This is a genomic window from Paraburkholderia sp. D1E (assembly GCF_052682275.1).
In genome coordinates, this window is record NZ_JBQYMB010000001.1 from 2,344,912 (window position 1) to 2,369,517 (window position 24,606).

General features: G+C 63.3%; 22 protein-coding genes. 9 read left to right on the forward strand and 13 right to left on the reverse strand.

The window, feature by feature from the left end; genetic code table 11:
* Positions 1-31: 31 nt before the first annotated feature.
* From ACUN0E_RS10695 to ACUN0E_RS10730, 8 genes are all read right to left on the reverse strand, one after another.
* Positions 32-619 (reverse strand): nucleotidyltransferase family protein, encoded by a 588-nt coding sequence (locus ACUN0E_RS10695; RefSeq protein ID WP_445566541.1) that lies wholly within the window; start codon positions 617-619, stop codon positions 32-34.
* A gap of 162 nt (positions 620-781) precedes the next feature.
* A complete protein-coding gene (locus ACUN0E_RS10700) occupies positions 782-3,004 on the reverse strand; it encodes a xanthine dehydrogenase family protein molybdopterin-binding subunit (RefSeq protein ID WP_445566542.1) in 2,223 nt (740 codons plus the stop codon).
* Positions 3,001-4,002 (reverse strand): FAD binding domain-containing protein, encoded by a 1,002-nt coding sequence (locus tag ACUN0E_RS10705; RefSeq protein WP_445566543.1) that lies wholly within the window; start codon positions 4,000-4,002, stop codon positions 3,001-3,003. The genes ACUN0E_RS10700 and ACUN0E_RS10705 overlap by 4 nt, the downstream gene beginning before the upstream one ends.
* 13 nt (positions 4,003-4,015) lie before the next feature.
* On the reverse strand, positions 4,016-4,765 hold the full coding sequence (locus ACUN0E_RS10710; protein ID WP_445566544.1) for a 2Fe-2S iron-sulfur cluster-binding protein: 750 nt from the start codon (positions 4,763-4,765) through the stop codon (positions 4,016-4,018).
* A 338-nt stretch (positions 4,766-5,103) separates the two neighbouring features.
* A complete protein-coding gene (locus tag ACUN0E_RS10715; protein ID WP_445566545.1) occupies positions 5,104-5,787 on the reverse strand; it encodes a Fe2+-dependent dioxygenase in 684 nt (227 codons plus the stop codon).
* Positions 5,784-6,539 carry a tetratricopeptide repeat protein gene (locus ACUN0E_RS10720; protein WP_445570417.1) on the reverse strand — a complete coding sequence of 252 codons (756 nt, stop codon included), beginning with the start codon at positions 6,537-6,539 and terminating at the stop codon, positions 5,784-5,786. The genes ACUN0E_RS10715 and ACUN0E_RS10720 overlap by 4 nt, the downstream gene beginning before the upstream one ends.
* 10 nt (positions 6,540-6,549) lie before the next feature.
* Positions 6,550-8,799, reverse strand: coding sequence for a TonB-dependent receptor (locus ACUN0E_RS10725; protein WP_445566546.1), 2,250 nt, complete (start codon positions 8,797-8,799; stop codon positions 6,550-6,552).
* Positions 8,800-9,131: 332 nt separating this feature from the next.
* Positions 9,132-9,650, reverse strand: a complete 519-nt coding sequence (locus ACUN0E_RS10730) for a LysR substrate-binding domain-containing protein (RefSeq protein WP_445566547.1) — start codon at positions 9,648-9,650, stop codon at positions 9,132-9,134.
* Between ACUN0E_RS10730 and ACUN0E_RS10735 the strand changes: the two genes are divergently transcribed.
* Positions 9,645-9,956, forward strand: a complete 312-nt coding sequence (locus ACUN0E_RS10735) for a hypothetical protein (protein WP_445566548.1) — start codon at positions 9,645-9,647, stop codon at positions 9,954-9,956. The two genes, ACUN0E_RS10730 and ACUN0E_RS10735, sit on opposite strands and share 6 nt — an antisense overlap.
* Here the strand turns inward: ACUN0E_RS10735 and ACUN0E_RS10740 are convergent.
* Both ACUN0E_RS10740 and ACUN0E_RS10745 read right to left on the reverse strand, forming a co-directional pair.
* Entirely contained in the window at positions 9,917-11,380 is a 1,464-nt protein-coding gene (locus ACUN0E_RS10740) for an amino acid permease (protein WP_445566549.1), read from the reverse strand. The two genes, ACUN0E_RS10735 and ACUN0E_RS10740, sit on opposite strands and share 40 nt — an antisense overlap.
* A 236-nt stretch (positions 11,381-11,616) precedes the next feature.
* Complete coding sequence (locus ACUN0E_RS10745) at positions 11,617-12,909, reverse strand: aspartate carbamoyltransferase (RefSeq protein WP_408237178.1); 1,293 nt, start codon at positions 12,907-12,909, stop codon at positions 11,617-11,619.
* A gap of 410 nt (positions 12,910-13,319) precedes the next feature.
* Between ACUN0E_RS10745 and dapA the strand changes: the two genes are divergently transcribed.
* From dapA to ACUN0E_RS10765, 4 genes are all read left to right on the forward strand, one after another.
* Entirely contained in the window at positions 13,320-14,243 is a 924-nt protein-coding gene (gene dapA / locus ACUN0E_RS10750) for a 4-hydroxy-tetrahydrodipicolinate synthase (RefSeq protein ID WP_445566550.1), read from the forward strand.
* Positions 14,244-14,615: 372 nt separating this feature from the next.
* A complete protein-coding gene (locus ACUN0E_RS10755) occupies positions 14,616-15,602 on the forward strand; it encodes a M23 family metallopeptidase (RefSeq protein WP_445566551.1) in 987 nt (328 codons plus the stop codon).
* Positions 15,595-15,993, forward strand: coding sequence for a hypothetical protein (locus ACUN0E_RS10760; RefSeq protein WP_445566552.1), 399 nt, complete (start codon positions 15,595-15,597; stop codon positions 15,991-15,993). Before ACUN0E_RS10755 ends, ACUN0E_RS10760 begins: the two co-directional genes overlap by 8 nt.
* Before the next feature lie 144 nt (positions 15,994-16,137).
* Positions 16,138-16,569 carry a bactofilin family protein gene (locus tag ACUN0E_RS10765; RefSeq protein WP_408237166.1) on the forward strand — a complete coding sequence of 144 codons (432 nt, stop codon included), beginning with the start codon at positions 16,138-16,140 and terminating at the stop codon, positions 16,567-16,569.
* 16 nt (positions 16,570-16,585) lie between these two features.
* On the opposite strand, the gene ACUN0E_RS10770 is transcribed toward ACUN0E_RS10765, so the two are convergent.
* The 3 genes from ACUN0E_RS10770 to ACUN0E_RS10780 form a co-directional block, all read right to left on the reverse strand.
* Positions 16,586-17,392 (reverse strand): hypothetical protein, encoded by an 807-nt coding sequence (locus ACUN0E_RS10770; RefSeq protein ID WP_408237163.1) that lies wholly within the window; start codon positions 17,390-17,392, stop codon positions 16,586-16,588.
* A 117-nt stretch (positions 17,393-17,509) separates the two neighbouring features.
* Entirely contained in the window at positions 17,510-19,579 is a 2,070-nt protein-coding gene (locus ACUN0E_RS10775) for a putative bifunctional diguanylate cyclase/phosphodiesterase (protein WP_445566553.1), read from the reverse strand.
* 80 nt (positions 19,580-19,659) lie between these two features.
* Positions 19,660-20,103, reverse strand: a complete 444-nt coding sequence (locus ACUN0E_RS10780) for a rhodanese-like domain-containing protein (RefSeq protein ID WP_445566554.1) — start codon at positions 20,101-20,103, stop codon at positions 19,660-19,662.
* A gap of 123 nt (positions 20,104-20,226) precedes the next feature.
* Here ACUN0E_RS10780 and ftrA point away from each other — a divergent pair, with 123 nt between their 5' ends.
* The 4 genes from ftrA to ACUN0E_RS10800 all read left to right on the forward strand — a co-directional run bounded on the left by ftrA (position 20,227) and on the right by ACUN0E_RS10800 (position 24,476).
* Complete coding sequence (gene ftrA, locus ACUN0E_RS10785) at positions 20,227-21,192, forward strand: transcriptional regulator FtrA (protein ID WP_445566555.1); 966 nt, start codon at positions 20,227-20,229, stop codon at positions 21,190-21,192.
* 160 nt (positions 21,193-21,352) lie between these two features.
* A complete protein-coding gene (locus ACUN0E_RS10790) occupies positions 21,353-22,297 on the forward strand; it encodes a hypothetical protein (RefSeq protein ID WP_408508228.1) in 945 nt (314 codons plus the stop codon).
* A 155-nt stretch (positions 22,298-22,452) separates the two neighbouring features.
* Positions 22,453-23,220, forward strand: coding sequence for a bestrophin-like domain (locus ACUN0E_RS10795; protein ID WP_408339907.1), 768 nt, complete (start codon positions 22,453-22,455; stop codon positions 23,218-23,220).
* Between the two features lie 41 nt (positions 23,221-23,261).
* Positions 23,262-24,476, forward strand: coding sequence for a DUF2252 domain-containing protein (locus ACUN0E_RS10800; protein WP_408485470.1), 1,215 nt, complete (start codon positions 23,262-23,264; stop codon positions 24,474-24,476).
* The last annotated feature ends 130 nt before the right edge of the window (positions 24,477-24,606 follow it).

A 24,606-nucleotide genomic window follows, 5' to 3' on the forward strand; every position in this document is an offset into this window, starting at 1 on the left:
CCGGTTGGCAGGCGCCGCGCTCAAGCTCAAGCTAAACGTTGCGCAGATCGTCAGGCGTATCCACGTCGCGCAGAATCCCGGGGTCGTCGACGTCCAGCCGCACCACATGCTGCGACATCAGCAGCGCGCGCGCGCCGGTGTCGCCGTCGAGCGTTATCAGTGCGTCCCGATGTTCGACGCCGAAGCCGACCGGGTGGCCGCGCTGTCCCTGATAAAACGGCGCGACGATTGAAGCGCCGCCGTCGAGCGAACGCGCGACTGCTTCGATCGTCGTGGTGGCAATGCGTGGCATGTCGGCGAGCGCGACGAGCCAGCCCTCGGCATCGTCGCTGGCTTCGATGCCGGCGGCGAGGCTTGCGCCCATGCCACGTTCGGCATTGGCGGTGAACACCACGTCGCAACCGGCGTCGTTCAGGAGACGGGCGAGCGCGTCCGAACCCGGTCGCACGACGGCCAGCACGCGGCTGACAACCCGCAGCAGTCGATGCGCGGCTTCGTGCGCGACCGGCGTACCGTCGGGCATGTGCGCGAGCAGTTTGTTATGCCGGCCGTCCGGGTCGAAGCGTGAGCCGAAGCCGGCGGCGAGCAACACGCCAGTGGCGAGCGAGGCATAGGCCATGGACGGGCACCGGTAGACAGAATGAGACCGATTGTGCGTTGCAACGCATCGTCAGGCAAGCGGCAATACATAAGCCGGCGCGTGCCGTCATGCTCGATCCGACACGTCGCGTGTGAATGTGTGAGGGCCAGGGCCGCGTATGCGCAGGGGGGCGACCACGCCTCATACCTGCATCGTCCCCATCACCTTATCGAGCGTCACCGGCAGATCGCGCACGCGTACGCCGGTCGCGTGATACGCCGCATTCGCAATCGCCGCCGACACGCCGGTGATGCCGATCTCGCCGATGCCGCGTACGCCGAGCGAGTTGATATACGGATCGGGCCGATCGATGAAGGTGATATCGAGCGAGCCGATATCGGCATTCACCGGCACGTGATACTCGGCGAGATTCGCGTTGGTGAAGCGCCCATAGCGTGTATCGAGCGAAGTTTCCTCCTGGAGCGCCGCCCCCACGCCCCATACGATGCCACCCATCAACTGGCTGTGCGCGGTCTTCTGATTCAGCACGCGTCCCACGTCATACACACCGACCACGCGTGCCACGCGGATCGTGCCGAGGTCCGCATCGACGTGGACTTCGGCGAACACCGCGCCGAACGAATGGAGCGAGTACTTCTGCTTCTCGTCACCCGGTTTGACCGTCACGGTGGCTTCGATCGGCTTGCCGCCTGAGCGCGCGATGATCGCCGCCGCCGGATCGCGCTTCGTGGGTTGCGAGCGGCTCATGACCCAGCCGTTTTCCACCGTGATGTCGTCGAGTGCGATGCCGTGCACCGGTGAGGCCGCGTCGGCAAGCGCTAGCGCGATCAACTGATTGCGCGCCTGAGTCGCGGCATCGCGCACGGCCGGCGAGACGCTGGCCGCCGATTGCGAGCCGCCTGACCCCGGCGCTTTCGGCAGCGACGAATCACCGAGCGCGAAGTGGATATTTTCCGGCGCGAAGCCGAGTGCATCGGCCGCCACCTGGGTCATCACCGTGTAGGTGCCGGTCCCGAGGTCCTGGGTGCCGGAGGCCACCATCGCGGTGCCGTCCGGCAGAATCCGCGCGATGGCCGCGGCTTCGCTGCGATTGGCCGGATAGGTCGCCGTCGCCATGCCCATGCCGATCAAGGTGTTGCCGGCGCGCATCGAACGCGGCTTGGGTGTGCGTCGCGACCAGCCGAATTTCTCGGCCCCGATCTGATAACACTCGCGCAACGCTTTGCTCGACCAGGGCTTGTTTTCCTGCGGATCGGCATCGGCGTAGTTCTGGATGCGCAGCGCGAGCGGGTCCATTTTCAACGCGACCGCGAGTTCGTCCATCGCCGATTCGATCGCGAACGAGCCGGTTGCCTCGCCGGGCGCGCGCATGAAGGTCGGCGTGCCGACATTGAGCGGCACGATACGGTGCGTGGTGACCTGATTGGGCACCGCGTACAGCATGCGGGTGACCATGCAGCAGGTCTCGGTCCAGTCTTCGATCATCGACGTGTTCGAGATGCTGTCGTGGCGCATCGCGGTCAACGTGCCGTCGTGGCGCGCGGCGAGGACGAAATGTTGCTCGGTACGCGGACGTCCGCCCACCGGGCCGAACATCTGCGGCCGCTCCAGGACCAGCCGCACCGGACGCCCGGTCTGTTTCGCCGCCATCGCGCACAAGGCCACATGCGACCACGATGAACCCTTGCAGCCGAAGCCGCCACCGATAAACGGCGAGATTACGCGTACATCGCCGGCTGGCATGCCGAACGTCCTGGCGACTGCCTGCGCCGCGTTGCTGACGCCTTGCGTCGAGTCATAGAGCGTGAGTTGCGGACCGTCCCAGCGCGCCATCGTCGCGTGGGGCTCCATGGGGTTGTGGTGTTCCATTGGCGTCGTGTAAACAGCATCGATGTGTACCGCGCCGCTGCGCATGCCGTCTTCGAAGCTGCCGCGCTGCGTGTCGGTTGTGCGGCCCTGCGGTTTGTCCGGCGCGTGTCCGTTCGGCTTGGCCAGCGTGAAGTCGAGTGTTGCGGCCGTGCCTTGATAGGTGATGCGCAGTTGGCGCGCTGCATCGGTGGCATGTTCGAGCGTATCGGCGACCACCACCGCGACCGGCTCGTTGTTGTAGTGAATCTGGTTGTCCTGCAGCAGTGACAAACGGCGGCCCGCCGGTGGCGCCAACGCGGGTTTGCCGCCGTTCGGCAGGCGCGGCGCGTTCTGGTACGTCATCACCAGCAGCACGCCGGGCAGCGCCTGCGAACGGCTCGCATCGATCGATGCAATCGTGCCACGCGCAATCGTGCTCGTGACGAGCACCGCATGCGCGAGCCGTGCTTCGGGAAACTCGCCGGCATAGCGCGCTTCGCCGGTGACTTTCAGCAGACCGTCGATGCGGTCGAGCGGTTGACCGATCAGATTCATACGACACCTCCGGTGCGGCCCGCGGCCTGGTTCACTGCGCGCACAATCGCGCGTTGCGCGAGCTGCACCTTGAAACGATTGTCGTGCTGTGGTCTGGCATCGCGTAGCGCGGCGGCAGCAGCGTTATGCAGCGTCGCCTGCGTGAGCGGCTGGCCATTGAGCATCTGCTCGGCGGCGCTCGCGCGCCACGGTTTGTGCGCGACGCCGCCTAATGCGATGCGCGCGGTTGTCACGTGGTTGCCGTCCATCTGCAAAACGGCGGCCACCGAGACCAGCGCAAATGCGTAACTGGCGCGGTCACGTACTTTCAGGTAGTGGGCGTGCGTGCTGAACAAAGGTGGCGGTAAATCGACAGCGGTAATCAACTCACCCGCCTGCAATGTCGTATCGACATCGGGCCGGTCGCCGGGGAGCCGATGAAAGTCAGCAAGCGGAATGGTCCGTTCGCCTGCGGGGCCATTTACGCGCACGACGGCGTCGAGCGCGGCAAGCGCCACGCTCATATCCGATGGATTCACGGCGATGCATTGCGGACTCGCACCGAGAATCGCGTGCGTGCGATTGTGGCCTTCGAGCGCCGCACAACCGCTGCCGGGTATGCGCTTGTTGCACTGTGTGAAGGCGGTGTCGTAAAAGTAGCCGCAGCGGGTGCGTTGCAACAGATTGCCCCCCACCGTCGCCATATTGCGCAGTTGCGACGAGGCGCCCGCCAGGAATGCCTGCGACAGCAGCGGATACTGCTCGCGCACCAGCGCATGATTGGCCGCATCGCTATTGCGCACCAGAGCGCCGATGCGGATGCCGCCATCCGGCAGCGTGGTGACGGTATCGAGCCCGCTGATGTGCGTGATATCGATCAGGCGCATTGGCCGCGCCACGCCGCCTTTCATCAGGTCGAGCAGATTGGTGCCGCCGCCGATGAACACTGCACCCGGTTGCTGCGCCGCGCGCACGGCACCGGCGACATCGCTAGCGCGTTCGTAAGAGATCGCATCCATGCTGGTCGCTCCGTCAGGCGTTGACGCTGTTATCGCCGCTGTTGCGGCTGGCGCTTGCGCTGTTCTGCCCGCTGCCCTCATGCACGGCGCGCACCGCCGCGACGATATTCGCGTACGCACCGCAGCGGCAGATGTTGCCGCTCATGCGTTCGCGGATCTCGTCGTCGGAAAGTTGCGGCGGACGGCTGCGGACATCGGCGGTCACGGTGCTGGCCGTGCCGTTACGGAATTCGTTGAGCAGGGCAGTCGCGGAACACAACTGCCCGGGCGTACAGTAGCCGCACTGGAACGCATCGTGTTCGATGAAGGCTCGTTGCATCGGACTCAGCACGCCGTTGCTGGCGAGTCCTTCAACCGTCGTGATGGTCTCGCCTTCATGCATCACGGCGAGCGTCAGGCAGGAATTGATGCGGCGGCCGTCGGCGATCACCGTGCATGCGCCGCATTGTCCACGGTCACAGCCTTTCTTCGTACCCATCAGGCCCGCGTATTCGCGCAGCGCATCGAGCAAGGTCACGCGCGGCTCGAGTTGCAGCGTGTAAGCGCGGCCGTTGACGGTCAGCGTGACCGGGCGGGCCGGCACAGGTGCATGGACTTCGGCGGCCGGCGGCGCGGACGGGGTTTGTGTTTGCGCGCGCAGATGCGGCGCCACGCCGACTGTGGCAGCCGCGGCGGCCGATTGCAGAAAGCGGCGGCGTGACGGTTGGGGTGGCGTGACGGTGGGCGCGTCGCCCGAATCCTGACGTTTGTTTTTCGTGGACATGACGGTCTGCTGGCTCCATTGAAAGGTCAATGCAGGCTGGCGAGATGCGGCTATCCGACGTGCGGGTAACCGAAGCGTCGCGGTCTAACTCATCACTCAGCAATTTCGGTGCCGTCGCGAATGCGACGGTATGTCGGCGCGGCGCAGTTGCTTCCGCCATAACCCGCTAGTGAGCCATGGTGAACCGGATCGAAGCGTGGAAGCGCCGCTAAAAATGCAGTGTCGCGCATCAACCCCGCACGTTGCGCTTAACTAACTGGAAAGTAAATACACGGACGTGCCTTCTTTCTGGGTGCAAAAAGAAAGACTGTTTTGTGCGGGACGAGGAGTCCGCTCAATCAGGCGTCGGCCCAGCGGCGCAGCAGATTGTGATAGATGCCGGTGAGACTTGCTACGGTTGCGTCGTTCGAACCTTTTTCGGCAGCCAGACGTTGCACGTCGTTGTCGAGTTGAAACAGCATGGCGCGTTCGCCGTCGTCGCGCACCATGCTCTGGATCCAGAAGAAAGACGCGACCCGCACCCCACGCGTGACGGGACTCACGTGATGCAGGCTCGAAGCGGGGTAGAGCACCATGTCGCCGGCCGGCAGCTTTGAGCGATGCACGCCGTAGGTGTCTTCGACGCAGAGTTCGCCGCCGTCGTAGGTATCCGGCTCAGCGAGAAATAGCGTGGCCGATAGATCGCTGCGGATACGGAAGTCGGTGCCACGCAACTGGCGGATCGCGTTGTCCACATGCGTGCCGAAACCGTCGCCGCCTGCGTAGCGGTTAAATAGCGGTGGAAAGACTTTCAGCGGCAATGCGGCGGAAAAGAAACGCGGATTGCAGCCGAGTGCGTCCTGAATCGCATCGCCCACCGCGCGCGCGGCGGGGGAGTCTTCGGGCAACTGCTGGTTGCGCTTGGCCTGCGCGGACTGTGCGCCGGAAGTCGCATTGCCGTCGATCCATTGGGCCGCGTCGAGGATTTCGCGGCATTGCGCGACCTGTTGTTTGCTGAGTACGCCTTGCAGATGCAGCATCATGTGATGTCCGCACGCATATCTGCATGGATGCCTTCAGCAAGCGCACGAAATGCGCTGACCGGCGAAGCGGCAAGCCACGCCTGCATCTTCGCAACGAACGCGGTTGTTGCCGTGTGCGGCACACGCCGCAACCATGTCAGCGCGGCTTCGATCTCACCGCGACCGGCCAGTAGCCGCGCATAGTTGAACTGGCCGCGGAAGTCACCGCCCACTGCCGCGCGATGGTAATAGTCGAGCGCGATGCTTAGGTCGGCATCGACTTCCCAGCCGTCCTCGTAAAAGCTGCCGATAAAGTTGAGCGACTTCACGTGACCCATTTCGGCGGCGCGCCGGAACCATTGCAGCGCCTGCGCGCGATCGCACTCCAGACCATTGCCGAGCGCCAATGCGGACGCATAGTTATACATGCCCCAATCGAGTCCCGCCTGCGTCGCGAGCCGGTACCAGTAGACTGCCACTGGCGCGCACGCGATGGTTCCCCAGCCGTGTTCGTAGCATCGGCCCAGCATGTTCATCGCCATCGGATGATCCCGCCGGGCCGCGTGCTTGAACCACGTCACCGCTTCTTCAGCATTGCGTTCCACGCCGTGACCGTCGAGCAGATACTGGCCATATACCGCCTGCGCTTCGACGATGCCGTTATGCGCGGCCGCCGCTACCCACGCGGCGGCCTGAGCGGGCGGCCCGGAGAGAATCGCGGCGAGCTCGTCATGCGACACGCTCGCCAGCGCCTTCAGCGTCACCTGTTCCATCATGCCGTGCCTAGTAATGCGCGTTGAGCGTCAGAAAGGCGGAACGGCCGGCTGCGATCGACGCGTAGTGCGCGGGATAGGCCTGATCGTAGTACGTCCGGTTGAAGATGTTCTGCACGTTCAGTTGCAGATCGACCTTCTTGTTGATCCGGTACGACGCCATGCCGTCGAAGCGCCAGTACGAGGGCACCGCACGCAGATTCGCCGTGTCGCCGTACACCTGCGACATGTAGAACGCGCCGCCGCCGATCGTGAACTTCGGCAGTACGTCGTAGTTGGTCCACAGGCTGATGCTGTTCTTCGGCGTGTTCGGGAACTGATGGCCGTTGTCCGAGGTGGTCTTGCCGTTGTCGCGCAACTGGCTCTTCATATACGTGTAACCGCCGAACACCTGCCACTTGTTCGTCAATTGCCCGGCCACGCCGAATTCGAAACCTTGTACGCGCTTGTTGCCGACCATCGCGTATTCGTTGTTCGGCAGCGTGACGCGGGCGTTGGTCGTGTCGATCTGGAACAGCGCGCCCGTCAGCGAGAGGTGGTTATTCAGCACATTCCACTTGGTGCCGAGTTCGACGCTGCGGTTCTTTTCCGGCGCAAGCTGATCCGCGTTCGCACCGACACCGCCACGGCCCGGCGTTAGCGATTGCGTTTCGCTGCCCTGGCCGAGCAGGGCGCCGGCCGGCGTCGACGACGTCGCGATCGATGCATACACGCTGCCATTGGAAGCCGGTTTGAAGACGAGGCCGAACTGGTAGTTGAACAGCGTGTCGTCGCGCGAGGTGCGCTTGCCGCCGTTGGCAACCGTGTTGCGGAAATCGGTCGAGTAATCGTCGACGCGCAATCCGACGTTGGCCTGCCAACGTTTCGTGAGTTCGATCGTATCGAATGCGTACAGCGATTTGGTAGTGGTGCGCTGCTCGCTCGGATCATTCGCTTTACTAACCGAACCGGCCCACGGATCGTTCGGATTCGGCGACCACAGGCTGGTGCAGTTATAACCCGACGCCGCGCCGATGCCCCTGGTTTTGCAGATCGCGCCGGTGGCCGCAGCCACGGCGTACGAATCGTTCACGCTGGTTTCGCGCGACAGTTCGAGGCCGGTGGTGAAGCTGTGCTTCAGGAACCCGGTCCTGAACTCGCCGAACAGTTCGGTCTGGTTCGCGAGGCTGTAGACGTCGCTGGCACGCGTATTCGCGCGGCGCCACACCATACCGTTGACGACGTTGCCCTGGCTGTCGTCCGGCTGGGTCCAGATGTAGTCCTGAGTGGACTTCGTATAACGCGTGGTGTTGCGGATCGTCAGGTTGCTGTTGATGTCGTGTTCGATGCGCACCGTGCCGACGTCCGAGGTCGTCTTGCGGAAATCGCGGTCGATCAGGCCGTAAAAGTTGTGACGATCCACGTTGGCCGGATAGATCGTGTCGACGTTGGCCGGCTTGTTGGTGGTCGTGTAGAAGTACGGAATACCACTGTCGGGCAGGTCGTCGGTCGAGAGATGGTAGTAGCTCGCCGTGACGCGGGTCGGCGTGCCGAGGCCGTAGGTGAACGACGGCGCGATGCCCCAGCGCTCGTTGTTGACTGCGTCGCGGCCGGCCACGTCGTTGTTGTGGCTCATCACGTTCAGGCGGAACGCCGCGTGATCGGCCATTTGCCAGTTGCCGTCCGCGGTGAAGCGGCGGTAGCGGTCGGTGCCGAGGCCCGCGCTGCCGTCGGCGGAATTACCCAGATGCGGGGTCTTGGTGATCAGGTTGATGCTGCCGCCCGCGCCGCCGCGGCCGCCATAGACGCCGTCCGAACCCTTGGTCACCTCGACGCTTTCGATATTGAACACTTCACGGGTGGTCGCGCCGATGTCACGCATGCCGTCGACGAAGGTGCTGCCCTGCGCGTCGTAGCCGCGAATGAAGGGCCGGTCGCCGAGCGGATTGCCGCCTTCGCCGGCACCGAAGGTAATGCCCGGCACCGTGCGCAGCGCTTCGGTCAGCGTCGACGCACCGGTGCTCCTGATCAACTCCTGCGGAATCACGGTCACGGACTTCGGCGTATCGACCAGCGGCGCGGTGAATTTGACCGAGGCCGAATGATCGGTCTTGAAGCCCTCGTCCGCCTGGCCTTGTACGGCGATCGGCGCAAGCTGGCTCTCCTTGTCGGGCGGCGCCGTGACGGCCGTGCCCTGCGCGAGAGCGGGACCGGCCGCCAACATGCCGCACAGGGTCGTGCTGATTTTGCCGAGCTTCGGTTCGTCGGACCGCAACTTCATTTTTATCCCCATCGTTGAGTGCTGGTGGCCGGGTGAGCAATGCATTCCTTACCCGTACATTCCATATTTATTACAAAGTGTTTTCGGCGAGCATTCTATGCAATATGCTTGTAATTGAGAAGCGTTCTCATCATAAAAATTCAGAATGTGAGATTTAAAACATGAGCCACCGTATGAAGTTGGTAGGGTGATCGGCGAAGATGGGTGGGGAAGATGTAGGTTTGGCGTCTGCGGAGACATGGCGACGAATTTGCGTTCGTCGCGCGAGTGGCTTTTGTTGTACGTGATGCGCCGCTTCTGATTGAAGGGCGGACTGTATCCGCCTTGATTTCTTACTGTGCCGCCAACCCGGCCAGCGTCTCCCGCAGCCACACCAGCGCCGGATTGGCCTGGTTACGCGGATGCCATCCCGCGTACAACGTGAAGCCGCGCGCGTCGAACGGCAGCGCGAAGATATCGAGCCGATCGACGTAGCGGGCCGCGAAGCGCGACGGCAGTGTCGAAACATAGTCAGTGTTCGACAACAGGTCAGGCACCAGTGTGAAGTGCTGGACCGACAGCGCGACGCGTCGCTCGCGGCCGAGTTCGTCGAGATGCTCATCCATGAAGCCGTGAAAGCTGCCGCCGCTGGTCGACACGAGTACGTGGTCGAGCGCGCAGTAGGTGTCGAGATCGAGTGGCGCAGTGCCGCACAGGTGGCCCTTGCGCTGCACGAACACGAAATGCTCGTCGTAGAGCTTGCGGGCTTTCATCGACGGCGGAATCATCCGGTCGGAACCTAGCAGCAGGTCGATTTCGCCGCTTTCGAGCCGTGACGCGGCGGGCGGCTCGTGCTGATGGGCAGCATGCAAGTGGACTTGCCGATTCCGTACAGGGAGATGTTGCTGAACAACTGGGAATTGATCGGCCACTTCATGTACACGCGCGCCGATTATCTCGCGCTGGTTTCGCTCGTGACGTCCGGACAGGTTCTGCTCGAGGCGGTCGAGTTGAAGTCGTATCCGTTCGCCCAGCTCGAAGCGGCCATCGACGCTGCCGGCCGCATGTCGGGTCTGCAATGCACGGTCGTGGAAGGCCAGTCCCACGAGCGTGGGGTTGAGCACGACGCATTGGGATCTCACTCGGGAGCCCGTTCCGGATGGCGAAGGCGCGAATGATTGCGGCCGTAGATCCCATAGATGACGAGCCCGATCACGAGCCAGACAACGAGCCGTAGCCACGTGACGAGCGGCAGCCCGGCCATCAGCAGCAGGCAAAACAGAATGCCGAGGATCGGGATCACCGGCACGCCCGGCGCGCGGAATGGCCTGGAGGCGCCCGCGTCGCTGCGGCGCAGATAGATCACGGCGCCGCAGACGAGAATGAACGCGAACAGGGTGCCGATGCTGACCATCTCGCCTAGCACGTTGATCGGTGTGAACGCGGCCACAATCGCGACGATGGCGCCGATCATCATCTGGCTCAGATGGGGTGTTTGCAGACGCGGGTGGACGCGCGCGAACAGGTGCGGCAGGAGGCCATCCTGTGACATCGTGAAGAAGATGCGGCTCTGGCCATACAGCAGCACGAGTATCACGGTCGTTAAGCCGGTCAGCGCGCCGATCTTGATGAGCACGGAAAACCAGGTGACGCCGATCGCATCGACACCTTTCGCGATCGGGTCCGGCACGTTGAGCTCGGCATACGGAACGAGTCCGGTCAGCACGCCCGCGACCGCGATGTAGAGCACGGTACAGACCACCAGCGAGCCCAGAATGCCGATCGGCATGTCGATCTGCGGCTTGCGTGCCTCCTGGGCCGCGGTGGACACCGCATCGAAGCCGATGAAAGCGAAGAATACGACGGCCGAACCGCGGAGAATGCCGCTCGCGCCGAAATTGCCGAATTCGCCGGTATTTTGCGGAATGAACGGATGCCAGTTGGCCGGATGCACAAAGAAGGCGCCGATAACGATGAACGCCAGCACCACGGTCAGTTTGATCGCCACCATGATGTTATTGAGCCGCGCCGACTCCTTGGTGCCGAGCACGAGCAAGGTGGTCAGCACGGCAATAATGAAGACCGCCGGCAAATTGACGATCCCGGCCACCGTGCTGCCATCGGCAAGCGTTACCGTGGTGCCGGGCGCAGCCGCCATGGTGGGCGGAATGTTAATCCCGACGTTGTGCAACAGGCTCACGATATAGCCCGACCAGCCGACCGCAACGGTCGCCGCGCCCATCGCATACTCGAGGATCAGATCCCAGCCGATGATCCACGCGAATAATTCGCCAAGCGTGGCATAGGTGTAGGTATAACTGCTGCCGCACACCGGCAGCATGGCAGCCAGTTCGGAGTAGCAGAGTCCGACAAAGGCGCAGGCGATCCCGCCGAGCACAAACGAAAGAATGATGCTCGGCCCCGCATAATGCGCCGCGGCCGTGCCGGTCAGAACAAAGATTCCGGCGCCGATGATCGCGCCGATACCCATCGCCGTAATGCTGAGCGCACCCAGCGACTTCGACAGTTGCCGTTCACCGCTCTCTGCGCTTGCGACAATATCCGCGACGGATTTGCGCGCCATGTAACTCGTGTCAGCCATGATGAGTCGTCCAGTTCGTATGTTGGTGAATCCGAAATCAAATCGATTCGTGACGCACTGCAATAAGCGACTTCTTTAAAGACGACTGACACTGTTGATGTTGCGGTTGAGGAGGGCTCCGACGAATCCAGTCTAGTCCGGATTTAATCCGGTGTGTATTGAAGATCGATGTTGCGGATGCCGAAGCGGCCTTGCGGGTGAGCCGCAAGGCCGCCTTTCAATCATCTGAATCCTGATCAATCGATGCCGTGAAACACCGCGTCGTCTGGACCGAGATACACGGGCGGGCGCCACGCGGCGTCGCGCATCGAGTGCTGAACCAGCTTTTCGACGCCCAGCAGCACTGCGAAAATCGCCATCCGCACCGGAATGCCGTTATCGGTTTGCCGGAAAATCGCGAGGCGCGAATCGTGATTCAGGTCGACGCTCAGATCGTTCGCGCCCGGCCGGCTGTCACGCGGCAGCGGGTGCATGATCAGCGTATCGGCGCCGCACACGCTGTCCATCAGCGCCTGATTGATCTGGAAATCCGGCGTATAGCCTTCGAACGATTCGTCGGTGAAGCGCTCTTTCTGGATGCGTGTGGCGTACACCACGTCGGCGCCGCGCAGCCCGGCGGGCAGGTCATGGGTCTGCTCGATCACATGATCGTTGCGTGAAATCTGCTCGATGATGTAGCTCGGCATTTCGAGCATGGGCGGCGAGATCAGCGTGAACTTGATGCCGCGATACAGCGCCAGCAGCTTGACCAGCGAATGCACCGTGCGGCCATATTTCAGGTCGCCGACCAGCGCGATATGCGCACCGTCGACGATCTTGCCGAGCCGCGAGAACTCGCGCTGGATCGTGTACAGGTCGAGCAGCGCCTGGCTCGGATGCTCGCCCGGGCCGTCGCCGCCGTTGATCACCGGCACGTTGGTCGCGCGCGCGAATTCGGCCACCGAGCCTTGTTCCGGATGACGGATCACCAGCGCATCCACATAGCCGCTCATCACGCGGCTGGTGTCGTAGATCGACTCGCCCTTGGCCATTGACGAAAATGTGAAGCCGGTGGTGTCGCACACCGAGCCGCCGAGCCGGCAGAATGCCGCGCCGAAGCTCACGCGAGTCCGCGTGCTGGCTTCGAAAAACAGATTGCCGAGCACCGCGCCTTCGAGCACGCGGGAGATTTTGCGGCGCCGCGCGATCGGCTGCATGATGTCGGCGACGCGAAACAGCGCCTCGACCGAGTCGCGCGAGAACTGATCGACCGAGAGCAACTGTGGCTTGCCTTCGAACAGCATCTGGCTCGCAAGCGACTGCGAGTCTACGCTTTGCGTATACTTTTCGCCCGGCTCGCCATGCACCACGATTTCCGACACGAAACGCTCCACGATCTCCGGCATGGCCCGCGATTCCTGCGAATCGTCCGGCAGCAGCCATGTGTCGAGCGCGCGGCGCGATACGCCGATGCGGCTCGCGAACGTGTCGCGGGTCATGTTCAGGCGACGCATCGCGTCGCGTAGGAAGGCTTGTTGTGGGACGCTCATGCGGGCACCTTGTCGGGAGTGGGTCGCGTACCGGGCATGTACGCGGTGCGTATATTAGTTTCCCTGTCGCAGAAGTCAAGCAATTTTGCGAGTTTGGCAAACCCGTTTGCCAACCCGCTTTGCAAACTCAAGCCGGACGCGGTTACACTGCGCTTCATGCATCCCGGCCAAACGCTCCGACTCCGTCCGTCAACCCTTGCACGTCTCGTTTTTGCGAGCGTCGTGGTCGCACGCGCGAATGTCGCGAGCGTTAGCGCCAAAGCCAAAAAACAGCCGCTCATCTGACCGGAGCACGCTGTTCCGTCAGATGTGCGACGGAACAGCCGGTCAACGCCCGCCTGCGGCATTCCCTGTTTTTCCTCCCTCGCACCGCTGACTGGAATCGATACGGTCGTCATCGAGGTAAAGACATGTCTATTTTTTCGGGTATCTGGGTTCCGCTCATCACGCCGTTCGCCGATGGCGAGGTGGATCACGCCGCGCTGCGCACGCTGGTGCGCCGCTATGCCGACGCGGGTATTGCCGGGCTGGTCGCGCTCGGCACGACCGGCGAGCCGGCCGCGCTCGACGCCGCCGAACAGGACGCCGTGCTCGCGACGATTCTCGACGAAGCGCAAGCCATCGACCGCGGCACAGTTGACGCACCAGCACTGCCGGTGCTGGTCGGCGTGTCGGGCAATCACACAGCGAGCATGAAGGAGCGCATCGGGCAACTGAATTCACTGCCGATCGCCGGTGTGCTGATGGCCGCGCCGTATTACATCCGGCCTTCGCAAGCCGGCATCGTCGGGCATTTCATGGCGCTTGCCGATGCGAGCGACAAGCCCGTCGTGCTGTACGACATTCCCTATCGGACCGGTGTGCGGCTCGAACTCGAGACGTTGCTGACGCTCGCCGCACATCCGCGGATTCAGGCGGTGAAGGATTGCGCCGGTTCGCTCGATACCACGCTCGCGCTGATTCGCGACGGCCGCTTGCAGGTGCTCGCCGGCGAAGACATCAATATCCTCAATACTTTGTGTCTGGGTGGGAGTGGGGCGATCGCGGCCTCGGCGCATGTGCGGCCGGAACGGTTCGTTGCGCTGTATCGTGCGCTGTCCGCGGGCCGGCTCGACGAAGGACGACGCATTTTTCATGCGCTAGTACCGCTGATCCAGACGTTGTTCGCCGAACCGAATCCGGCGCCGGTTAAGGCCCTGCTCGCCGTGCAAGGCCTGATACGCGACGAGTTGCGCATGCCGATGACGCCCGCCGGCGATGCGCTGGTCGCGCGGCTCAGGGCATTGGAAGGGCTTGATCGGATCGAGCCGCAGGCGGTGGCATTGTCCGCTTGAGTGCCGATGCCCTTGCCGTGCGCATCGGAGCACAACGCGCACGGCAAGCTCGCCGCATTAGCAGACCGCATCTGATGCGCGGCATCCGGCATCCGGCATCCGGCACACGCCATCTGCCGTCTCGCAGTGCCGTCTGTATTTGAGATGATGGTTCGTGATGCCAGGCGATAATCGTCGCCCTTTGTTCATTATCGCAACCGGTATTTTGTCCGGTCGATGCCACATGCAGTTAGTCTTGTCCACCAATCTCCTGTGCCGCTTCAGCTCGCTCAGTACGCGGGGCACAGTCAATACACCGAGTACGCTGAACGTGCGTTGTGCGGCCCGTGCGTGGCCTTGCACGGGCCGCATGGCGCGCTCCGGGAGCCGTTGATGTCCTCCCTGTTTCGCGGCGGCAGTCAGCTTTCCAGCGGCTCAATCAGCTTCGTCACGCGCCGCACCGCGCTGACCATCGCGATTGCCACGGCGTTCGGCGCAGCCACGCTGGCGCTTGCCGCGGGCATGGCGATCGGCATGCATTGGCCGGTGCACGGCGGCTCAGGCGATCAGGCCGCGAACCGTGTCGAGCACGACTATGCAATCGATCAACTCGGCAAGCTGAACGCATCCATGGCGCAGATCGAACCGCGCATCGCGCGCCTGACGATGCAGGTCGGCGCGTTGCGCGATTTCGAAGCACGTCTAAATACGCCGCGGCCGGCACCGCGCGCGCCGGTCATGCCCGCCGCGCCGGCTACGCCGGGCGCCGCCTCCGAGCCCGACACATCCGCTACCGATAGCGAAGGCGAGGGCGGCCCTTCTTTGCCGCCGCGCCGCTGCACGGATGTCCTGCCGCAACCGGCCGGCCATGCCGATGCCGGGCGCACACGCCAACAATTGGACTGCATCGCCGCGACGCTGTCCGCGCTCGAGCAACAAACCGCTGACCACGCAATCGCGTACGCCGCCTTTCCCGGCCGCATGCCCGCCGATGGCGCGCGCTTCGGTTCGCCGTTCGGCAATCGCACCGATCCGTTCACGCATCGGTTGAGTTTTCACCCGGGCATCGACCTGGTCGCCAAAACCGGTACGCCGATTCTGGCGGCAGCGGGTGGCCGCGTGATCTTCGCCGGCGAGAAGTCGGGCTATGGCAACGCGGTCGAAATCGATCACGGCAACGGCCTCGTGACGCGGTACGGCCACGCGTCGCGCATTGTCGTGCATGTCGGCGATCTGGTGCTGCCGCGCCAGTATGTTGCCGATGTCGGCTCGACTGGCCGCTCAACCGGACCACATTTGCATTTCGAAGTGCTGGTCAACGGCGCGCCGGTCGACCCGTCTGCCTACCTTGCGCTATTTGAGCCCACGCCCCATGGTTGAACGACGTTTTTCCCGCGATGCGGGCAATCTGACCCATCGTGCCTACACGTTGCAGCCCACGCGGCCGCTCGCCTTTCGCGTGACGGTGTGGGTTCTGGTGTGCGCGCTCAGCGCGGCAGGCGGCGCGGCGGCTGTTGTGGCGTGGCACGCGCAGCACTCCGGCACGTCGACTGACCAATGCAAGGTGGCGCCCGTCGATGAAGGCAGCGAGGAGACGGAGCTTGCACGTACGCGGCTTGCGCTGGCGCAGGAATCGGTGGCGCGCGCCGCGGTGCAGAAAACCGCGGACGGCGCCGCAGCCGACGTCGCGCGATTGAGCGCCGAATTGCAGTTCCTGCGCGGTCAGAGCAAGACGAAGCCGCCGGCGCAAACGGAAGCGCCGCGCCGCTAACCGTGGGTGAGCGGCATGGTATGCAGTACTGACCCAATGCAAACAGCACTGCAAAGCGGCAAGCGCAGCAACTGATCAACCAACGCCCGGATCGTCGCCCGGCAAGCACCACGCGACGAACATTTTCATTTCCGAGAGATATTTATGTTCAGCAAGAAAAAACAGGCGGGCATCCAGCAGACCAAGCTCGCCACCCTCATCGCACACGACGTGCGGATCACGGGCGACCTCCTGTTCAGCGACGGCCTGCGCATGGACGGCCACGTCAAGGGCAATGTCAGCGGCGCGCCGGACAGCCAGACGCTGCTTGTATTGAGCGACCGCGGCTCGATAGAGGGCAACGTGCATGGCTATGACGTGGTGGTCAATGGCAGGATCGTCGGCGACGTGATCGCCGATCACTTTGTCGAGTTGCAGAGCAATGCGCATGTGACCGGCAATATCTACTACCAGCAGTTGCGAATGGATTGCGGTGCCTCGGTGGACGGCAAGCTCACCAAGCGTGAAGCCGCTCCGGCAACACCGGTTCTCGTGTCGGTTGCCGACACCGCGCGCGAGGAGCGTAAGGCCGGCTAAGCAGCCGCGCTCTGCATCAAACCGTCCCCGGCAGCGACTGGCGTTGCGTGGGTGCGTCGTGGCCGAGCATATCGCCGCGTGGCGAATGGGAATCGCGCAGTCCGCGCATTTCACGTGATTCGGCGAGACGCTCCAGCGCGCCGCGGTCGAGTGTGGCGAGCATGTCGCGTTCAACGATCAGTTGGCGCAAAGCCATCACGATCAGGCCGACAGTCAGCAGCAGATCACCGGCAAACACGACGGCGTAAACCACTGAGGTGGTCCGGGGATTGCCGTACAGCAGCGTCATGTTGGCGCGGTCGAGCGCCACGAGTACGAGCGGCACGATGGCATTGAGCGTCGCGATAGCGCTACCCAGCGCCACGAGCATACGTGCCGGTCCGAGTTGCGGACGGCGCCGGCGGTACACCTCATACAGCGTCGCCGCCCGGCACGGCGCGAAGAACAGCGCCAGCAAGCTGGCGCGGACCAGCAGCGGGGCATCCCATGCCAGCGCGCTTCCATACAGGAGGGAGAACACCGCGGTGACGACAAGACCGGCGCGCCACGGCGCCGAAGCCCCGAACAGATCGCGTGTGCCTGCCCAGATCAGAATGCGGCTTTGCAACGCCAGCGTCGCGGTGGCAAACAACAACAGATCGGTGTGCCAGATCGCATGCAACGCGAAGCATGCCGTGGCGGTGGCAAGCAGATAAAAGCCCACCGCCCAGAAGCGAAAGGCGCCGACGTGCGCAAACATGCGCGAAAGCGCGGTCGTGATGAGGGCGCTGCACAGAAACGTGATCAGCCACACCGTTTGGAACGTCGCTACATCAATTTTCATGAAATCTCCAGGACCCAAACTGCCTGTTCCTGCTTTTCGGTAAAACGGGGCCACGCAGCGGAGTGCGCCAGATGAACAACCGAACTGCGTAGCCCTGCGAGTTTCAAATCCGGATGCTTAGGCGGCCACCATTCTTTCACGGAGCAGCTCGCCGAAATCGTCGGCGGTGAGCGGCTTGCCTAGCAGGAAGCCCTGCATCTCGTCACACATCATCGACTTGAGCATGTCGAACTGCGATTTGGTTTCAACGCCTTCGGCCACCACGTCCATTTCCAGCGAGTGCGCGAGCGCGATTATCGCCGAAACGATTGCGCTGCCTTCCGGACCATGCTCGTCGAGCCCGTTGGTGAAGAAACGGTCGATCTTTAACTGCTTGACGCGAAAGCGTTGCAGATAGGCGAGGCTGGAATAGCCGGTGCCGAAATCGTCGATGGCGATTTCAAAGCCGCTGGCCTGGAATTCGCGGATCATTTCGATGGTTTTCGGCGCGTCCTGCATCGCGACGGTTTCGGTGATTTCGAACATGATCTGTTCGCATTGCACGCCTTCGGCTTTTACGATCTCGAGCATCGTGGCGACAAGCTTCGGTTGCGACAACTGGCGCGGCGACAGATTGATCGCCACTTTCATCGACGGCAGGCCTTGCTCGACCCAGCGGCGAATCTGCTGGCAGGTTTCGCGCAGGACCCAGTAGCCGATCTGTACGATCTGGCCCGAACGCTCGGCCAGCGGAATGAACTCGAGCGGCGCCAGCGTGCCAAGTTGCGGATGATGCAAGCGGATCAGCGCTTCGGCCCCCGCCAGTGAGTCGCCGTTGCCGTGGAACTTCGGCTGGAAATGCAGCGAGAAATGTCCGGCGGTGAGCGCCTCGTGCAGCGCACGTTGAATCTGCAGCGCGCGCGTCGCGGCTTCATTCATGCTTTGCTCGAAGAAGCGATAGGTGCTGCGGCCCGCGCGCTTGGCTTCGTACATGGCCGCGTCGGCATGTTTCAGCAGCGTGTCGACGGTATCGCCGTCGTAGGGATAGAGCGCGATGCCGATGCTCGGCATTACCTGCAAAGGTTGCGAATCGGTCCATACGCCCTGACGCATCCGCTCGAGCACGTCTTCGGCCATCGTGCCGGCGTCTTCGCGCGAAGCCAGGTTCTCGGACAGCACGACGAACTCGTCGCCGCCGAGACGCGCGACGGTATCGCTCGCCCGTACGCACAGCAGAAGACGCTGTCCGAATGCGGACAGCACTTCGTCGCCGGCCGAGTGGCCGAGCGAATCGTTGATGGTCTTGAAGCCGTCGAGATCCATGAACAGGATGGCGAACAGCGAGCGCTGCCGGCGCGCGCTTTGGATTGCGCGGTCGATGCGATCGGTGAGCGTGCTGCGGTTGGGCAGGCCCGTCAGCGTGTCGAGTGTGGCGAGCCGCACGATCTGACCGCTCAGTTTCGACACCGAGCCGATCAGAAAGCTGGTGCGTGCATCGAAACGCGAGAGGATCAGCGTGACAATCAGAATCGCGAACGTGAACAGGATCACCGAGGTGGCGAGCCACGCGGCGTCCACGCCCCTGGCCGCGCCGCACACGGCGCCGAGCGGAAACCCGGCGGCGGCCATGCCGGCGTAATGCATGCCGCTGATCGCGACGGCCATCACCAGCGCGGCGCCAAAGCGCTTGCGCACCACGTGGTGGTCATCGTCGTTGCTGAGCGCGCGGGCCATCCACAACGCCGCGGTCGACGCACCGATCGCGATCGTAAGCGAGCCGGCGAACCAGCCCGGCTGATAGTGGATGCCCGGCTCCATTTGCATCGCTGCCATGCCGGTGTAGTGCATGCTGGCGATGCCGAGGCCCATCAGCACACCGCCGGCCACGAGCCGAAGCGGCGTGAGCCGTGCGTGGGTCGTCACGACCAGCGCCAGATACGAGACACCGATCGCGAGTCCTAGTGAATAAGCGGTAGTCGCGAAGTCGTAGCCGAGCGGGATCGGCAGCGAGAAGGCGAGCATGGCGACGAAGTGCATCGACCAGATCCCGACACCGAGCGCCGCGGCGCCGCCCAGGCGCCAGGCGTGCCGCAGACGTGCCGAGGCCAACAGGAAGATGCGGCCGGTCAGATCGAGCGCCGTGTACGACGCTAGCGCCGCGACGACGAACGAGATTGCGACCAGCCAAAAATTGTATGAGCTCTGCATGTTAAGTCCAACCGCGGGAGAGGTGCGGCTGAACCTGTTATCGACAGTTCGCGGCGTTTATTTAATTGATTTTCAATATCTTAGTCATGTGTGTTGAGCGCCTCCCGGCTGGCCGGGGTTTGTGCAAGGGTGAGCCCTTCGGCGAGCCAGCCCGTGATGCCGCCGATCATCAATTTGACGGGCCGTCCCAGTTGCGCGAGACGCAGTGCGCCGCGCGCGGCGCCATTGCAGTGCGGGCCCGCGCAGTAGGTGACGAACAGCGTGTCTTGCGGGTACCCGGCGAGCTTCGACGCCACGATCTTGCCGTGCGGCAGGTTCAGCGCGCCCGGCACGTGGCCCTGCTCGAACAGCGCTGGGCTACGCACGTCGAGCAGCACGAAGCCGGGCGTGCCGCTCGCGAGTGCTGCGCGAACGTCGGCGCAATCGGTTTCGAATTGCAGCGACGCCTGGAAGTGGGCGAGGGCGGCGGCGCTATCGGCGGCGGGGACGGCATTGACGGCATTGCTGGTGGGGCTGGTCGGCATGGCGGGTTTCCGGTAGGGGAGTGAGCGTGGCTGGGTGGCGAAGCGATTCTGGAGCCTTCATTGTCGCGACGCCGCACGCGCCAGGTAAGTGGCGTAATCGTCAATCTCCGGTAACATCGCGCCATGCACAATCATCTTGTCGTCGCGCTGGCTTACGACCGGCTCTGTACGTTCGAATTCGGCTGCGTGACCGAACTGTTCGCGCTCGAACGTCCTGAACTCGGCGTGGACTGGTATCGCTTCGCCGTCTGCGCGAGCGAACCCGGTCCGATTCGCGCAGCCGGCGGCATCACCGTCGCCGCGCCGTACACGCTCAAGCTGCTGGATCACGCCGACACGATCGTTATCCCCGGCTGGCGCGACGCTGACGAGTTGCCACCCGAACCCCTGCTGAAGAAGATTCGCGCCGCCTACGAGCGCGGCGCGCGGCTGTGTTCGATCTGCTCCGGTGTGTTCGTGCTGGCAGCTTCGGGAGTGCTCGACGGCAAGACCGTCACGACCCACTGGCGCTACGCCGACAAATTGCAGCAGCGTTATCCGCAATTGCATGTGCAGCCGGATGCGTTATATGTCGACGAAGGGCAGATCATCACTTCGGCGGGATCGGCGGCGGGCCTCGACATGCTGCTGCATCTGGTGCGGCGCGATCACGGCAGCGCGATAGCCAACCGGGTCGCACAGCGGCTCGTGGTACCGCCGCATCGCGAGGGCGGTCAGGCGCAGTTCGTGCCGAGGCCCATGCCGCAGGACGAAAGCGGCCGCCTTGCGAAACTGATGGACTGGGTGCGTCACCATCCCGCGTTGCCGCACACCCTGCGCTCGCTTGCCGAACGGGCGGCAATGAGTCCACGTACGCTGCAGCGGCAGTTTCACGATGCCACTGGCATGGCGCCCTACGAATGGCTGGTGCGCGAACGCGTTGCGATCGCACGAGAACTCCTCGAAGCGCCGCTCCCATTGCCGATGGCGCGCGTTGCGGAGCTGGCGGGCTTCGGTTCCGAAGAATCGCTGCGGCGGCACTTCCGGCGCATCGCGTTGACAAGCCCGGGTGCGTATCGTAAGAAATTCGGGGCGCAGGCCGGGGTGTAGGCGGCCGGATAAATGCGTATCACGTAAGGGTTCGCGCAATCGCCGGTTTTCTGTCAGCATCACGGCCAGCGTCCGTGGCAACCTGGGTCAAACGTGCCGCGCATACGGCTACTTGAAGCGCACGTTCGAAATGCGTCACCGCCACCGTCCTCTCTTTCTCATGAACGTCAAAACCGCCGTCACCGCTGCTGCCGTTATGGTCTCTGCTGCTACTGCCGCGCTCATGCCTGCGCTCGTCGCGGCGCAGACGGACGCCGCCAGCTCGCGCGCCGAACTTTATCGCCGCAACCTTCTGGCGGGCAAGGACGTGCCGTGCCGCACGAATGCGTCATGCGCGGCGTTGGGTGTGGCCGCGCTCGAAGCGGGGCGCATCAAGGACGCGCAAACGCTGGTCGAGATGGAGGCCGCGCTTGCTGAGGCCACCGCCATGCAGGCCGGCGAGGAGAACTCGCCGAAAGCAACCAGTTCGGCGCGCGCTCGCGTGGCGATGGCGCTGGTCCATCAGGGTGACGTGCAAGTGAAGCTGGGCGCGCTGCCGGATGCACGCGCGTACTACCGCACCGCGATAAGCCGCGGCAACGATTATCCCAATGACGCGCTGCTTGGCCGTGCCGTGGCGGCGGCGCGTCAGCGTCTCGAGTCGATTGCGGACAAAGCGGTGGTGAACGGTGTGCCGCCGAGCGGCGCGCGTTTTGCGAGTTATATGTTTTTCGGCGCGTGGAACAGCATCGAGGTGAAGCCGGTGAAAGGGCGGCGCGGCGTCTATCGGATCGACGGCGACTTCATGTATCCGACCGTGGGCACCGACGGTCAACCGAGTGCGAACATGGGTAGCCTCTCAGCCTATGTGCGGTTCTACGACGGCGTGGCGCGCGTGCCGGTGACCGATGGCGGCGGCGATGCGCCGCTCGATGCCACCGCGAGGATCAGCAACCTCGCGTCTTATGACAGGCAGGGGGACAAACACGCCGACAAATGCCTGATCGAGTTCAAGCTCTCGGCACCGGAGACGCTCGATGTAGCGACGCACGGCTCACTGACGGAATGCGGTTTCGGTTTCAACGTCACTGCGGACGGACGTTACTATCTGATGACAGGCTCCTGACGGTCGGCATGCTGCCGCTCACGCGCCTGTCCACCTGCCACCCCCCGCGCTTTCCCATCCGCGCTGCGTCTCTTATGATGCAGTGGCCATGCACGTTTAATGTCCGCTCAAAGCGTTCCCGCTAACTGAACTCTGATAAAAAAAGACGCTCGCTCATGCAAAACATTTTCGATTATCCGGCACTCGTCTTTATCGCTTCATTTGTTGCAATGTGGCTGGCGGCGCGCATCGGCGCGTCGCTGCTGCGCAGATTCAGAAGAATCGACGAGGCTGCGCGCGACGACTTCAGCGTAATTCAGGCCGCCACGCTGACGCTGCTCGCGTTGATCATCGGTTTCACGTTTTCGATGGCGGTGGGCCGCTACGATCAACGCAAGAACTACGAGGAAGAAGAGGCGAATGCGATCGGCACCGAATACGTCCGCGCCGATCTGCTGCCCGCCGCCGATGCGGCGACCGTGCGCGCCTTGCTGAAAACCTATCTCGACGAGCGCGTGCTGTTCTACACGACGCGCGACGTCGGCGAGCTCGCCAAAGTCAATGCCGAGACAGCGCGCCTGCAGGATGCAATGTGGACTACAGTGAAGAATGCCGCGGCCGCACAGCCCACACCGGTGGCTGCGCTTGCCGTCGCCGGAATGAACGATGTGCTCAATACCCAGGGTTACACGCAAGCCGCGTGGTGGAATCGCATTCCCGTAGCGGCGTGGGCGCTGATGGTGCTGATAGCGGCATGCGCCAATGTGCTGGTCGGCTATGGCGCACGCAGTTTGAAAGCGGGAGCCGGTTTGTTGCTGATCGTTCCGCTGATCGTGTCGTTGTCGTTCATGCTGGTCGCCGATATCGACAGCCCGCGCGGCGGTGTGATTCGTGTGAAGCCGCTCAATCTCCATGCGCTCGTGGATTCGATCCGCTCGCATTGAACCCGTACTGAACCACAACGCGCTGCATGAAGGGAAAACACATGTCCGATATCGCGCAGACCATCGCCAGCTTCAATACCGGTCGTGATCCTGAACGGCTCGCGATGAAATACAAGCTCATGCGCGGCTCGCCGTTTGTGTTTCTGCGAGGTACCTGTCATCTGTTTTACGCAAGTCTGCCACGTGACAAGGTGCTCGACGATGCACCCCCGGTGTGGATTTGCGGCGATATGCATGTGGAAAATTTCGGCAGCTACAAGGGCGACAACCGCCTCGTCTATTTCGACAACAACGATTTCGATGAGGCCTGCCTCGCGCCGAGTCTTTACGAACTGGTGCGGCTCCTCACGAGCGTGCTGGTCGGCGCGAGCGACCTCAAATTGAGCCGCGCGCAGGCACTCGCGCTCTGCCACACCGCGGTCGATGCCTATAGCGCGGCGCTTGCCTTTGGCAAATCGCGCTGGATCGAAGCAGAGACGTCGACCGGTATGGTGCGTGATCTGTTCGACGCATTGGCGAGCCGCACGCGCGCCGCGCATCTGGACCGGCGCACCACGCTCAAGGGCAAGACCCGCGTGCTCAAAGTGGATGGCAAGAAAGCGCTGCCGGTTAGCGACAAGGCGCGCGCCACCGTCACCGAATTCATGCACACGTTCGCAGCCGGGCAGCCCAATCCCGACTTCTATCGCATCATCGACGTGGCGCGCCGGATTGCCGGCACCGGCAGCCTGGGTGTGGACCGCTACGCGATTCTCGTCGAAGGCAAGGGCTCGCCGGACGGCAACTATCTGCTCGATCTGAAAGAGGCGCTGCCTTCTTCGGTGACACCGCATGTACGCACGCCGCAGCCGAAGTGGCAGAGCGAGGCGCAGCGTGTGGTCGAAATTCAGCGGCGCAATCAGGCAGTCTCGCAGGCGTTCCTGCACGCGGTCGACTTCAATCAGTGCTCGTATGTGCTGCGCAGCTTGCAGCCTTCGGAAGACCGCGTGGCACTGAGCGACTGGGACGGCAAGCTGCCGCGGCTCGAAGAAGTGATCAACAGCATGGCCCAATTGAGCGCCTGGGGGCAACTGCGCAGCGGCGGCCGGCAGAAATCGTCGATTGCGGACGAGCTGATCGCGTTCGGCAATCGCAAGGATTGGCAATTGCCGATGATCGAACTCGCGACGCAGTGCGAGGCGCAGATGAACGCCGATTGGAAGGCGTATTGCGAGGCTTATGATCGCGGCGCGTTCAATCTGCCAGCCAAGCCCTGAAATTCGCCGTGCTGGTGGCGGCTCCGCACCGATTGCGCACGCTGTATGGCGCGCACAGCGGCGTCGCCGTCATACCGCATCTGGCGCTTCTATCGTTGGTCGTCAGGTTGTTCTAAACGTCTCCCATGCG